This is a genomic window from Lyngbya sp. CCAP 1446/10 (assembly GCF_026130175.1).
Lineage (GTDB): Bacteria > Cyanobacteriota > Cyanobacteriia > Cyanobacteriales > Microcoleaceae > Microcoleus.
This window is the reverse complement of sequence record NZ_JAIGNI010000038.1, coordinates 1-14,128: the sequence shown is the minus strand read 5'-3', so window position 1 is coordinate 14,128 and position 14,128 is coordinate 1. Positions and strand designations below refer to the sequence as shown.

The following is a 14,128-nucleotide window of genomic DNA, read 5'->3' as shown; positions in this document are numbered from 1 at the left end:
CGGTTGAGTGCGCCTCCGGCATCCGCTGACAGCCTTTGCGGACTCTGGCACGCCCGGTAATGCCCGTCTACTAACCTCTGCGGGGCCGACGCCTTTTGCCGAAACTCGCCCTCTCAATCTTAAAGTTTTATGTCTAAATGTTTCGCTCGATCGCGGGATCGTCTTTTTTTTGCCCGCAGCGCGCCCAAACTGTCGGGAAACTCGAAAGGTCATGTTTTGCGATCGCCCGGAGCGTGGTTAGATCGAAATAGGGTTTCTAGCGGGACAAAACCGCACTCTTTCTGACAAATCTGCTATTCTCGATTTCATGACAGTAATACCGCACCGCGCTAATCTTTTGCAAGACCGCAATCAACTGCATCAGTTTCTGTTAGATTGCCAGCAGTCTTTAACCGAAAAAGATCAAACAAAAATAGTTAGTATTTCTCAGGAAATTTCCCCCGTCGATCCGCTAGTGGTACTGCAAGAAATTGCCGCACCCGATGACAGACACTTTTATTTTGAAAAAAGAGACCCCATTGCAGGCAACAGTTTTGCGATTGCCGCCCTAGATTCGGCCATCCATGTCACAGTAGCGGGAAGCGATCGATTTTCCCTCGCTCAAAATTTCATTCAATCATGCCTTACCCAAACAATTACCATCGGTACGGAACGCTTGCCATTTAGCGGGCCGCACTTTTTTTGTAGCTTTGCTTTTTTTGATGAGAATATCGCCAGCAATTCTTACTTTCCCCCCGGCATCATATTTCTACCGAAATGGCAGATTACTCGCCTAAAAGATAGCTGTACAATTGTCGCAAATACCATCATCAACCGAGATATAAATGTTAAATTTATTACTGAAAATATTTTTCAAAAAGTTGACAAAATAGCCTCTCTGAATTACATAAAAATAAGAAATCCTGGCAACAGATCGATATTTTTAAAACAAATACCTGTGAATGATGCGGCTCAATTCAAAACATCGGTAAAGTCAGCTTTAGAATTAATTGAATCTAAATATTTCAGTAAACTTGTTTTGTCCCAAGCAATAAATGTTATTTCAAAAACCCCTTTTAGCTTAATAGATTCTTTAAATAACTTGCGCCTCACTTATCCAGGTTGCTACGTATTTTCTACCAGTAACGGCAAAGGTAAAAATTTTATCGGTGCTAGTCCAGAACGCTTAATTAGCATTCAAAACAATCAGTTAGTAACAGATGCCTTAGCTGGTTCCGCGCCGAGGGGCAAAACTCAGGCGGAAGATGGGAATTTAGGGAAAGGTTTGCTGAACAGTGAAAAGGATATTCGAGAACATCAAGTTGTGATTGATTTTATAGTCGATCGCCTGTCGAGTCTCGGCATCAATCCCGACTTTTCCCCGCTACCGAGACTGTTGCAACTGTCAAATATTCAGCATTTGTGGACACCGATCAGGGCGAGAATTCCGCCTGATATTCATTTATTAAAGATTTTATCCCAACTGCATCCAACGCCAGCGGTGGCCGGCGTACCGAGGGATATTGCCCTACAGCAAATTCGCGCCTGCGAAAGCTACGATCGCTCTTTGTATGCAGCAGCCCTGGGCTGGATCGATCGCAGCGGCAACGGTGAATTTGCCGTCGGCATTCGATCAGCATTAATCGACGGATCTCGCGCTATACTCTATGCTGGCGCTGGTATCGTCGCTGGTTCGGAACCTGAGAAAGAACTAGCAGAAATTCAGCTAAAATTGCAGGCACTTTTAAATGCTTTAGTTTAGGAAAGTCCGGCGGTTGAAACCGCATCTACACAAACAAAGAAAGTCCGGCGGTTGAAACCGCGTCTACACAAACAAAGAAAGTCCGGCGGTTGAAACCGCGTCTACACAAACAAAGTCCGCCTCCGCGGACTAAGAAAATGACTTGTTAACAAACAGAACAAAATGATTGATTTCCGCAACACAAACACTCTCTGGGCTTCCATCCTAGCCGACACTTTGCAGCGACTGGGATTAACAACAGCCGTAATTTGTCCCGGTTCGCGATCGGCACCGCTAACAATAGCCTTCGCCCAAAATAATCAAATAGAAACTATTCCCATACTAGACGAGCGATCGGCAAGTTTTTTTGCATTAGGAATAGCCAAAAAATCCGGTGTGCCAACCGCACTAATTTGTACCTCTGGAACCGCCACCGCCAACTTTTTTCCGGCGATCATAGAAGCAAGAGAAAGTCGAATTCCGCTGCTAATTTTCACAGCAGACAGACCTCCAGAACTCCGCGACTGTCACGCCGGACAAGCCATAGATCAAGTTAAAATATACGGAAATTATCCCAACTGGCAAGCCGAATTAGCAATCCCTTCAGCAGAATTAGGGATGCTAGGCTATCTGCGACAGACGATCGTGTATGCTTGGGAGCGATCGACCTTTCCGACACCAGGCCCAGTCCACCTCAACATCCCCCTGCGCGATCCGCTGGTGCCCGTTCCAGATATTGCTGTAGAAGCTTTAGAAACCGAATTTAATTCAGAAGATTTCTTTGCCGGAATAGAACCGATTGTTGTAGCAGAAACTTCTACCCCCCCCAGCCCCCCCTTGCTAAGGGGGGGAGTAGGAAGTGCATTCAGACAATGGCAGGAATGCGAGAAAGGGATAATTATTGCAGGTGTAGCCCAGCCTCAAGATGCAGAAAAGTATTGTAGTGCGATCGCCCAAATTTCCCAACTATTAAACTGGCCAGTTTTAGCAGAAGGATTATCGCCCCTAAGAAACCGCGCCCAACTCAACCCCCATCTAATTTCCACCTACGATCTAATCCTGCGAAACCGCGAACTAGCAGAAAAATTAAGACCAGAAATCGCCATTCAAATCGGAGACTTACCCACAAGCAAAGAACTCCGAAACTGGCTAGACAAAACCCAACCAAAACGCTACATAATCGATCCGGGCCACCACAACTTCGATCCCCTACACGGCAAAACAATTCACCTGCGAACCTCCATAGAAAACCTCGGAACTAATCTCGCAACTATATTAACTCTTGTCCCCCCCCTTAACAAGGCTGGTTTAACTCTTGTCCCCCCCCTTAGCAAGGGGGGGCTAGGGGGGGTTCTTACCTCAGCCACAAACGAATATCTCCAACTTTGGAACAACGCCGAAACCAAAGTCAGACAAGCAATCGACCGGAAAATGTCATCAACTAACAGCATAATAGAACCAAAAATTTCCTGGCTGCTTTCCCAAATTTTGCCCCCAGCAACACCAATATTTATTTCTAACAGTATGCCCGTGCGAGATGTCGAATTTTTCTGGAAGCCGAACAACTTAGAAATCAAACCTTTTGTCAATCGCGGCGCTAACGGCATCGACGGCACACTGTCAACAGCTTTAGGAGTAGCCCACCGCAATCAAAGCAGTATATTGCTAACAGGCGATTTAGCACTTTTGCACGATACAAACGGCTTTTTAATTAAAAATAAATTTGTCGGTCATCTGACAATTGTTTTAATTAATAACAACGGCGGCGGAATTTTTGAAATGTTGCCAGTTGCGAAATTTGACCCGCCCTTTGAAGAGTTTTTTGCCACGCCGCAGGATATCAACTTTGCTCAGTTGTGTGCAACTTACGGCGTGGAACATGAGATAATCGACGATTGGGAGCAGTTCAAACAAAAATTATTGGTGCAGCCAAATAGCGCTATTCGGGTCTTAGAATTGCTCACAAACAGGCGTACAGATGCTAAATGGCGGCAAGACAATCTCGGTAAATTTGCTGCGGACTAAGATAAGCCGCCGACTGGAAGTCGGGGCTACACATACGAAGTCCGCCTCCGCGGACTGAAAGAAAATAAAGAAAAGCGTACAAGGAGTATTTAAACTGCTGGTTGAGCTAGTAGCGCATCTAATTCTCCATCTCTATCAAGTTTGTAAATGTCATCGCAGCCGCCGACGTGTTCGTTGTTAATAAAGGTTTGGGGCACGCTGCGCTTTCCGTTAGCGCGTAGGGCCATTGCATTTCTGGCCGCTTCATCGCCGTCTATTTTGTATTCGGTGTAATTTACGCCTTTCCACCACAGCAAAGTTTTTGCCCGGATGCAGTACGGACAGGTTTGCCAAGTGTAAATTTCAACATTGGCTTTGATGCGATCGGGCGATCGGCCCAAAATGGGATTGAGAAAATCAAGCATTTTCGGTACTGGGGTAAAAATTAAACTGATTGAGGGATTAAATCATTTTAGCGAAACGCCATCAGTCCCGCGTCCTACCAAAGGTTAGGCTGCTATGGAATTGCCCGTGCCACCTTTGGCGCTGTGATTCGGGTCACACATTCACTCAACTCGGATCACTTACGTACACCCCAAATAATCACCTTCGGAACCTCATTAATATCACTGATCTTTTCGGGAAACCGGGGGATTATGAATATATCGAATTCAACCGCACTGCCATGAACGCTTTACAACTCCTCCCCGGCGCTATCTCTGAAATCATCGCTTCTGTAAGCGACACGGGCGTTTTAACTTTAGCCGATCGCTACGGTTTGATGGCCGCCACCTTGGACGAGTCGCTAAATGACGAAGATAGAGGCTGTGTCAACCGCCTGCTGCGGGCAGTGCTCAGAGGCCGGGTAAGAATGGTGAACGAACTTTCAGCAGCAATGTAAGGTGAGTCAGCGGTAGCTAAAGATGGCGAAATTGATTGGCAGTCGATCGCCCGCCGGAGTCCCAGAGACTTGATATAACGGCAACTTGAATTCGATTTAAAGTTTTCTCCTACAACTAAACAACGGTTTTTTTCGATGTGCAGCCTGTTAAGGGCTGCTTTTTTTTGGGCTGACACAGGGGTTGTCAGAAACCGGGTTTTTTACCAAAATACTGGATTTAAACCCTTAATCTCGGTAAAAACCCGGTTTCTTGAGCCCCCGTGCGTTTTTCGGGGAACGGCTAATCGGGGATGTCGATGTCGTAATGGCGGCAGAGGGCGATCAGTTTTTGTTGGAAGCGATCGCGCACCTTCTGGGGCGACACGATCGCGCAATCTTCCCAATATCGCGATACTTCCCGAATCAGCCAAAAAGGATTAGAGACGCGCCGCACGACTTCACGGACATCTCCGACAACTCGATCGCTGATATCTCTTGCCCTCGGATCGTAGGCATTCACCATGCCACGGCAAAAGTGCAAGTACACTTTTAGATAAGCTAGGCCTTCATCACGCCATTCTCCGTCCGTTTTGACGATGGACTGAATGCGATCGAACCGCAGACAGCGATTGTGGATGAGTTCGGGATAATCGGGATTTTTGATGTCATCAGTCTCTTCGCACCAAATTTCGAGGTAAAAGCGCTTTTCCTCAAAGGAAATCTCGGCATAGCGGACTGTATATGCCAAATCCTCTCCTTTGGGATTGCGGTACAGAACAAGAAACGGTTGTTTCTCGTTGATGTATTCTTCGGCTTGAATGCGCCACGCTACGGTGGGCTGGATGACTTGTTGCAGCAGCGATTGGCGCAGCGGGGCTTCTAGGTTTCCCCTAGTTACAAGCAGTTGTGAGAGCGATCGCGCTTGCTCGATATAGCCTGAGTCGATCAGCAGTCTGATGCTTTGCTGCAAGGCTGCGACTTCGGCGGAGTTGAGCGTGAAAGGTTCACCTACATCGAGTCGGTGTTGGGCGATCGCCACCAATAACCCGGATACGCTGGGGGATTTACCCCATTTGATACCGAGGCGAAGGGCGATCGACTCTAGCTGTTCTTTGGTTTCCGGCGGGACTGAAAGGGTGAGTGCTTCTTTTTTTCGCGACATTTCTCAATATATACTTGCACTTACAAAAATACGTGCTATATTGATTTTATTGTAAATAGTAATAGCCTGCACACCCAGAAAGTACAATCATTGCACTTACAGAAGTTGTTGGCAACTCAAAAACTTGTCCCAAGCAAGAAATTTTACATGAGGAATCGATCGTGTCAAACCAGCGCCGACTTTTGAACCGTCCTCCCAAAACCTTAGAAGAACGGTATTTCAGCGAAATTCGACCCCAGCTTTACAAACGTCACGCAGCCCATCACCAGTACGGCGTCAGGGAAGGGACAACCCTTGCAGAACATCTCGACTCCGCCTGTCAGTTCATGTTGACAGTCAGTCGCATCGGGGGAGTCCCCGAAGAAAAACGACCTGTACTGCTAGCAGCAACGGCCGTTCACGACCTCAACAAACTCGATTTATCAGGACAAAAACGCAATGTACAAACTCTCGCTAGAAATCGGGAATTTTTGCAAGAACAGTTAGAAAAAGCTTGCGTACTCAGCTTTGTTGTCACAGAAAATGACTTTGAACTAGCCAGAAAATTGATAGAACGGCACTCAGGGCACAACCGCAGCGATGCGGCGATATTTTTACCCGAAGATCCAGCGATCGATCGCTGGGCCGCAATGTTAACAGGGGCGGATTTATTCGATTTAGGAATTCCAGAATCCGAACGTTTTCGGAAAGTTCAAAAAGAATTAACCGTTGCCTTCGATCGCCCCAGTAAACTTTTTCGAGTGCGCGTATCTGAAGACAGAGGTTACATCACAGCTTTGTTGCTGGGGGCTTGCGAAAAAGTTTTGCAAAAATACGGGTTGACTCCTTTAGCAATTTTTCCAGATGGAGAACTGTTTGAAGGAGAAAATTTACCAGCAGTAGATTTAACAACAGAGATAGCCACTTGTTGGCAAGCAAAAATCGACCTAGTTTTTGGCAATAATATCGAACGGTTGGTACGGGCAACCAAAGATGGGATTAAAATTGCTCAATCAGCCATCCAGCAAAATGTTGAGGAAGTGCTGCTAAACGTGCAGGCTTTATTGGAAAAGAAAAAAGCTGGATTCAAGGCAGATAAAATCAATAAAGATATTGCCAAGTGGGGGGATACTGCGGGTGCAGATGCCGTGCAGAACGCAGCAGCCATTGGTTTACTGGCTGTTGGCAGTGCAGAAGAATTTGCGATCGCCGAAGGATTGAAAGCTGCTTATCTCAGCTATCGAAAAGCAGGAATAAACCCTAAAGAAGTTTGGGACAAAATTGCTACTCATGTTGGTATTTCTGAACAGCAAAGAGCAGCAATTGAACCCTTTAACGGACAATACGGGCGACCTTTATTTGCAGCCAAAGCAGCTCATAAAGGATTAGAGGGCATTCTAGAAGCACTGCGCGAATCTTTTCAACTGAGAAAAGAAAGTACCCAACAACCAGAGACATCTGAGGCTTCAGAAGAAATAATCGCAGCAGTTGCCAAAACTTTAAGTTTACCGTTAGTGCAGCCCTCGGAGAGGATCGCACTTCAATGGAACGGAATTGACGAACTGAATGCTTATATAGAAGCAAATCCTCGCAAACGCTGTTCTCTTGGGTCTACTTTCAGCGAAACAGACGACTTAGTTTCTGGCAATATGCCGCCCGGTACAAAAGTTCAAGTATTTTCTAATCGCTTACCCGGTGGAAGCAGCGCAGAACCAAAAAGGCAAGCAGACTCAATGGCAGCCTTGGCTTATCAGTTAATGGCAATTGGGGCAAACTTTCCGGCTGCCAATAAAAAAGACCCCATCTATTTGCACCTAGCATTACCGAAAGGTTCTTCTCCAGAATTACTTCGGATTTGGCGAGAACATTTAAAAGAACTTGCTGCTACAAATGCTGAAGGTGGTACAGTAACAGTTGACGAGTTTAAGCTGTACAAAGACAACATTCTCGAATTCAAGCCTAACAAAGTTGTAGGAATTGCATTTCCTAAACGTCCAGAATTTATCCATGCAACTGTTACCGAAGCCTTAGTTTGGGGAGATGCTAATGCTTCTCTTGCCTTGCTCAAGTCACTGCGACTGGCTTTAGAATTATCCTTATCCTTAGAGTTTGGCTTTCCCTTTACCCTCAGTGGCAACTTAGAAGTAGAAATATCATCAGATATTTACGGGCGAGTAGAGGGAATTCCGGCGGCACTTCAAACTTTGCTAGGAAGCGGACAATACAGCCGTCAAGAAGCCGAGGAAATCCTCAAGCGGCTGCGCTGTATCGGTAAATTAGCGATCGCAGTTGCCAGCATTCAGAAAGCCGATGATTGTTTATACGATTTAGCCCGTGCAGCAGCACAACCTTTTGACCTTTATTATGTACTGCTGCGCTGGACTTTACGAGAACAAGATGAACCTAATCTGAGTGTAATTTGGAGTCGCATTCGCGACCCATTGAATAGTTTACTGGAGAGTCTTATGCCCAATGAAAACACGCTTTTAACGAAATACCTTAAAGAAGCAGCTCAAATTGCGGCGGCTGCTAACCTCAAGGGAAGTTCTTTCAAACGCACGTCTTTAGCAGAACCATTCACTGATTTTACAGCAGCAGTGCGTTCCCAAAAGCCTTACATGGATTTAGAGTTTATGTTTGCCTCTCTAGTGCAGCAGTACCACACTCGCCTCGATCGCATTCGCGATCACGTTGTCGGTGCAACTAAGCGCGAACAAATCAAGCAATATTACGACATTTTGCGAAAGCTTTACGAGGAAGTTTATCAAGCGCGTCCAGAGAAACTTCTCACCGATAAAGACAAACTTGAAGCTGCATATTTGTTTTTCTGGCAAGAAGCATATCAGCAGCTTCCCAAAAGAAAGTCTGAAGATAACTCTGATGATTCTGTTGAAACCACCACATCTGTTTAATTAATTAGGAGGTTCCCATGTCAATTAACAAACTAAGTCCTGTTCTTGCTCCCACTTACGAAAATTTTCCCAAGGGACGAATTATCACTTTAGTTGTTCTCAGGACAACCCATTCTGAAACTATTTTTCGCACAGAAGGTTCTGGCGAACCAATGTGTAGCGAATTTGTTCCGGCTGGTTTAGAAGACAAAAAAACTATCGTTCAACGCTTGGTGATGACTAAGCGTAAACAGGTAGCACCGGAACGGCGCAGGGGGCGCGAGTTTTTAAGAGCTCACGAACTTCTTTATACAAGTCCAAAAGAAGGCACTCTTTGTTCGCTAAACACAAATGCACCTTGCGAAATGTGCGTGGATTGTTTTCTTTACGGTTTTGCTGCTGGAGGCCGCGGCGCTCAAAAAAGCCGGGTTTGGACTGAAGATGCTTTTAGTATTTTGACTGCTGGTCAGGCTGTAGGCGATCGCACAATCAATGCTATCTATGAAAATGGGACAATGCGTCTGAAACGAGAGGAAGATACCAAAGCATCAACAGCTTTAAATACGAGCGAATATATCAAACCTGGAGTGCATTTTATTGATGTCGTCACCCTCAAAGATATTACGGCTGACGAGTTGCGTTATGCGATCGGCAACATTCTGTTAACAAGCCGCTACGGTGCAGTTTCCAGCCGAGTTGGACGGATGGAAAACCAGATATTAGGAGTCTTTGGCAGCATAGCAGAACTTCCGAGTTCTCTAGAATTAGTACAAGCCACTTATGATGCTTTGCCAAAGCCTTTAGAACATCCCTTCGATATTGATGTTTTGAGTGCAGCAATCAAGCAAGTCATTGCAACTTGGACTAACAAGCGTGGAGTTTCGATGCAGCTTTCTCAGGATGAATTAGATAGTTTAATTGCCGACGTAGACCGTCACTGGTCTGAAACAGAACGCGATGAATTTCTGAAGCGATTGGATAAATCCTACCAGCCTTTCCGTCTGCCTCCTGCTGAGAAAAAAAGCAAAGCCAAAAGCAAAAAAACACCTGTAGAAACAGAGAGTTAATCTATGTCAACACTTCCTTTTCAAAAGGCAAGAATAGTCGAACTGTGGTGTGCAGAACCAGTCTTTTTTGCCTCTAGGGAGTTGTCTGATACCTATTACACTGAAGGTGCGATCGGGAACTATGCTCTTGCCTATGCTTTTGGCTGGGTACGTTCCCCCTATCGCCTTCAAGGTGAGGCAACCGGACGACCAACCTACAAAGAAGATTTAGAACCGATCGCACAAGCTTGTTATGTATTGCCAGCTTCCCCAATCAACGGCAGAGTAACATTCAGATTTGAGCGGTTCAACGCACTTTCTGATGCTTATTGGTACGTGATGACTCATAACCGCGTCGCTACAGCCCGTGAAGATTTACCAATTCAGCGACGAGAAGGTAAAAAACCAAGTTCATTTAAAGCAAGTAATTTTCCTCAAACCGGACGGTTGCGGATGATTGAACGGGGCAATAAGTTTCAAACAGTGGTGTTTGGAAATTGCGAATTACCCGATTATATTCGTGTGGGTAAATTCATGAGTAAAGTCAAAGTGAATGTTTTCTCTGAACTTGAAATAACTCTTTTGCCGAGCGGCGATTATCAAAGTCAAGCTTATTTAAGTGTAGCTGATTTGCCGCCTAATCTAGAACTCTTGTCATTCGATTTAATTTCGATGCCACCAGCACCTTTGCTGAAAAACCTTTCCTTTCGAGGTGCAGCTTGGCAGATTGGTGAAATGATTGTTCCAGCCAATTTATATTTCTGTTGCGGAGGTAGACAAAATGGCTAATGAAAGATTACTTATTAAGCTAGAACCTCGAAGTATTTCAGCTTGTGCATCGCTGCCGCCTGAGTTAGCTTTTATAAAAAATGCACTTCAGCATCAAGTTGATGTATTTGAACAGTCTCGGAATGCCGATATTACTCTCAATTGGTCGCCAACTGGCACAGGAAAAACAGAAGCTAGTTGTACAGTATTACTGCACAATCCCACTCAAAGTGCTGTTTATGTCGCGCCGACTAATGCCTTAGTCGAACAACAGCGGGAAGCTTTAGAAAAGTTTGTCCGGGCAGCAGGTTTGCGTCACGTTGTGAAATCTGCTTCTGCTAGAGAAGTTAGGGAATGGCCTAATGATAAAGTTGGTAATCGTCCGGGCGAGAAGCTGTACAATGTGCTGCGGAATCCGGCTACAATCTTTTCAGATGTCGGGGCTAATCGACCAATTATTTTGGTGACAAATCCTGATATTTTTTACTACGCGACTTTCTTTGCCTACAACAAGAACGATCGCACTAACATCGCCAGTGCTTTTTACCAAAAGTTTGGTACGGTCATTTTTGATGAATTTCATCTATATGACGCTAAACAGTTGGTTAGTTTACTGTTTTATCTAGCTTATTCTTACGTTTTCGGGTTTTTTGAATACGGGCGGCGAGTAGTTTTGTTGACAGCAACACCAGAACCAGCTTGTGAGTTAGCACTGAAAAATTTAGAATTCAAGGGTGTCAAAATAGCCTGGATTAATGGAGAAACAGACAATTCTCATCTTTTACCATCACAAACAGCAGTTAATCTTGAATTGCGATCGCCACCTGAAAGAGACCAGTTTTTACTAGAATTAGCAGAGGAAGTGGTCAACCGTTTTCGAGAAAATCCCGATCAAAATGGTGCTGTAATTTTGGATGCTCTTGTTAACATCAACGATCTATACCACTTGCTGAAACAAAGAGGACTTGGTAATGTCATCGGTCGAATTACTGGCCCTGCACCCATTGCAGATAGGAAACGAGCAATGCAGTGCCCGATTATCTTAGCAACAAGCACTGTAGATGTCGGATTTAACTTTGAAAGAAATCCTGCACCGACGCGGCAAAACTTGGATTGGTTGATTTTTTCCAGTCGCGATCGGTTCTCGTTTTGGCAGCGATTGGGACGAGTTGGACGGGTATTAGGTAAGTCTGAAACCAATATTGATTCAGAGGCGATCGCATATTTACCAGAAACGGCTTGGGAACAAGGTTTATCCACCCTAGACTGTTCGGGAGGACGCGCCGCACTCAAACAAATGCTTGACAGTATTCCCTGCCTAGACAAACCTTTTTTAGATGTTTATTGGCGTTCAGAAGCCTTTCTAGAAATTGCCCGTCCTCTGTTAGAACTTGAAGAAAAATTTGAGAATTTACCCGGTAGCGAGTTAATACCGCAACTTTTCAATACTCTGAAAGAAACACTCGGAGGAAATCGCGACTGGGACTATTACCGCCGCCGAATGCGAACTCTGCGCGGGGCCGAAGATATTGTCAAAGTCTCTGCGAAAAAACTCACTCTCAAAAGCCAGTGGAAATACATCAAAGGCGGTCAAGCTTTTGTCAAAAAGTTTTTAGACGTTCACTATCCGTTTGAAGTTGAGGAACTAAAAGCAAAAAGGGCTAGCATAGAACAATTTGAAAAGTTGTTTCAAGAAGATGCTGATGCTGGGAAAGAATTAAAAGACTTTGCTGAGATTTGGAGTGCTAGTTATGCACCGCTGTTTCAATTTCGTTCCAGCTTGTTTGAAAGTCTCCCCATTCGCGACCCTCAAGGCTTATTGCTGGATGATTCGGAAGAAACAATTTTAGACCCTCTCCATCTCTTACGTTATTACGAATTTGCTGAAGATGGCGAATTTGTGGTGGTGACGGCACGCGCTGAAGTTACTTATGAATTAAATTTTCGGATGCGGTATCGCGACAATTACCAAGACTTTGTTAACAAAGAACTCAACAAGTTAACGGCTTTTCCAAATTGTAGAATAGAACGGCGGCTGGGAAGTGCGATCGCACCAACTCCTTTACTGAAAGTGCTGGAAAAACATTTGCTACCGGGGGTAATAGTTTGCGGAGTCAAAAATGCTGCTGCTATTTTCCAACTCCGAAAGCAAGGAATTGTCTCATATCCGATCGTGATTGCTTGTGACGATGTTGAAAAACAGAATTACAGATTTTTACCCGGATTATCAGGAATTTTAACTATGGCAATGAAAAGCAAGCAGCTACGTCTCCCCGATGATGAGCCTTTTATCATCTAAGCAATCAACACAACCAACTATTAACTAAATATGCCGCACAGCCTCATCCTCAACCTTCTCCCACTCTCCCCAATATCCCCCGGATACCTAACGGGAAGACACCTCCACGCCCTCTTTCTCACCCTCGCGAGCTCCGTTGACAAAGAACTCGGCGATCGCCTCCACGATGCCACAGCCCAAAAATCCTTCACCCTCAGCCCTTTGCAAACTAAAAAATGCCCTTTCAAAAAACACCACTTCCTGCAATGGGAACACACAGAACCGATTCCAGAACACACGCTGTGTTGGTGGCGAATTAGTCTGCTGGATGACACTCTATTCGGCAAATTAACTAATCTTTGGCTGAATCTCAATCCCTCGAAGCCGTGGCATTTGGGCCCGGCGGATTTGATGATTACTAAGATTTTGGGAACGCCCCAAGTAGATCAGCCTTGGGCTAATGCTTGCGATTACTCTCAATTGTACGATCGCGCTTCTGAAACTAATCGCTTAATTGCCTTCAGTTTTGCGACTCCTACTACCTTTCGACAGGGAAAATTTGATTCAGTGATTCCTACTAGAGACTGCGTTTTTAACAGTCTCCTCAGTCGGTGGAACAAGTACAGCCCGATCGCAATTCCCGACCTGTCATTCGATGCACTTTATTCGACATTTGTCAATATCCGAAGTGAAAAATTGACTAACTATCAAAGCGATTTTGTCGGCATGGTTGGGGAGGTTAGTTATCGGATTTTGGGAGATGTGGAGCCTTTAGTGATTAAGCAAATTAACGCTTTGGCTGATTTTGCTGTTTACTGCGGGGTGGGGAGGAAAACTCCGATGGGGATGGGAATGACTCGACGAATAGTTGTTAATAAGAGTTAAACGGATTTTGAGGGCGGGCAAGATGCCAGAATTCCAGGGCGGGCAAGATGCCAGAATTCCAGGGCGGGCAAGATGCCCACCCCACAATAACACTAAACTCTTGTGGCACAGGCATCTTGCCTGTTGCTAATTCCAATTACTAATCTCCTACAAACCATCAAAATTATGAACGATTTTGATTACATTTCGATCGCACTTCTGAACCAATACTCCTACTGTCCCCACCGCTGCTGGCGAATGTCTTGCGCGGGAGAATTTGCGGACAACCAGTATACCATAGAAGGGACGACTTTGCACGATCGCGTTCACACTATGGGCGAGATCAACCGCGATGAAACTTGGCAGGTTCGCGCGATTTGGCTGAAGTCGGAGCGCTACAAACTGATTGGTAAGGAATGAAAATTTAATAACTTTAGCGTTGGTTAAATAGTCGGCACTGCACGATAATTCCATTTTGGTAGATATTCATCAAAAATAATTTTCATTGTTTCTTTAAATCCATTAGCTACTTTTCG

Annotated in this window: 11 protein-coding genes; 9 read left to right on the top strand and 2 right to left on the bottom strand. The window is 45.1% G+C overall.

Annotated features, from left to right (window positions below; genetic code table 11):
- The first annotated feature begins 307 nt into the window (after positions 1–307).
- Positions 308–1,741, top strand: coding sequence for an isochorismate synthase MenF (locus tag K4039_RS16810; RefSeq protein WP_265236701.1), 1,434 nt, complete (start codon positions 308–310; stop codon positions 1,739–1,741).
- A 162-nt stretch (positions 1,742–1,903) separates the two neighbouring features.
- Entirely contained in the window at positions 1,904–3,745 is a 1,842-nt protein-coding gene (menD, locus tag K4039_RS16805) for a 2-succinyl-5-enolpyruvyl-6-hydroxy-3-cyclohexene-1-carboxylic-acid synthase (protein ID WP_265236700.1), read from the top strand.
- Between the two features lie 89 nt (positions 3,746–3,834).
- Here menD and grxC read toward each other — a convergent pair whose 3' ends face one another.
- Positions 3,835–4,149 (bottom strand): glutaredoxin 3, encoded by a 315-nt coding sequence (gene grxC / locus K4039_RS16800; protein WP_265236699.1) that lies wholly within the window; start codon positions 4,147–4,149, stop codon positions 3,835–3,837.
- Positions 4,150–4,409: 260 nt separating this feature from the next.
- On the opposite strand from grxC, the gene K4039_RS16795 reads away from it, so the two are divergent.
- Positions 4,410–4,625: a hypothetical protein gene (locus K4039_RS16795; protein WP_265236698.1), complete on the top strand. Its 216-nt coding sequence runs from the start codon at positions 4,410–4,412 to the stop codon at positions 4,623–4,625.
- A gap of 280 nt (positions 4,626–4,905) precedes the next feature.
- Here K4039_RS16795 and K4039_RS16790 read toward each other — a convergent pair whose 3' ends face one another.
- The gene (locus K4039_RS16790) at positions 4,906–5,766 is read right to left on the bottom strand and encodes a YafY family protein (RefSeq protein ID WP_265236697.1); all 861 of its coding nucleotides are present in this window, start codon (positions 5,764–5,766) and stop codon (positions 4,906–4,908) included.
- A gap of 161 nt (positions 5,767–5,927) precedes the next feature.
- Between K4039_RS16790 and K4039_RS16785 the strand changes: the two genes are divergently transcribed.
- The 6 genes from K4039_RS16785 to K4039_RS16760 all read left to right on the top strand — a co-directional run bounded on the left by K4039_RS16785 (position 5,928) and on the right by K4039_RS16760 (position 14,012).
- Positions 5,928–8,657 (top strand): CRISPR-associated protein Csc3, encoded by a 2,730-nt coding sequence (locus tag K4039_RS16785; RefSeq protein WP_265236696.1) that lies wholly within the window; start codon positions 5,928–5,930, stop codon positions 8,655–8,657.
- A gap of 17 nt (positions 8,658–8,674) precedes the next feature.
- Positions 8,675–9,703: a type I-D CRISPR-associated protein Cas7/Csc2 gene (cas7d, locus tag K4039_RS16780; RefSeq protein WP_265236694.1), complete on the top strand. Its 1,029-nt coding sequence runs from the start codon at positions 8,675–8,677 to the stop codon at positions 9,701–9,703.
- A gap of 3 nt (positions 9,704–9,706) precedes the next feature.
- The gene (gene cas5d / locus K4039_RS16775) at positions 9,707–10,471 is read left to right on the top strand and encodes a type I-D CRISPR-associated protein Cas5/Csc1 (RefSeq protein WP_265236692.1); all 765 of its coding nucleotides are present in this window, start codon (positions 9,707–9,709) and stop codon (positions 10,469–10,471) included.
- Positions 10,464–12,749, top strand: coding sequence for a type I-D CRISPR-associated helicase Cas3' (gene cas3, locus K4039_RS16770; RefSeq protein WP_265236691.1), 2,286 nt, complete (start codon positions 10,464–10,466; stop codon positions 12,747–12,749). The genes cas5d and cas3 overlap by 8 nt, the downstream gene beginning before the upstream one ends.
- Before the next feature lie 30 nt (positions 12,750–12,779).
- Positions 12,780–13,613 (top strand): CRISPR-associated endoribonuclease Cas6, encoded by an 834-nt coding sequence (cas6, locus tag K4039_RS16765; protein WP_265236690.1) that lies wholly within the window; start codon positions 12,780–12,782, stop codon positions 13,611–13,613.
- 165 nt (positions 13,614–13,778) lie between these two features.
- Positions 13,779–14,012: a hypothetical protein gene (locus tag K4039_RS16760; protein ID WP_321161621.1), complete on the top strand. Its 234-nt coding sequence runs from the start codon at positions 13,779–13,781 to the stop codon at positions 14,010–14,012.
- Positions 14,013–14,128: the final 116 nt, after the last annotated feature.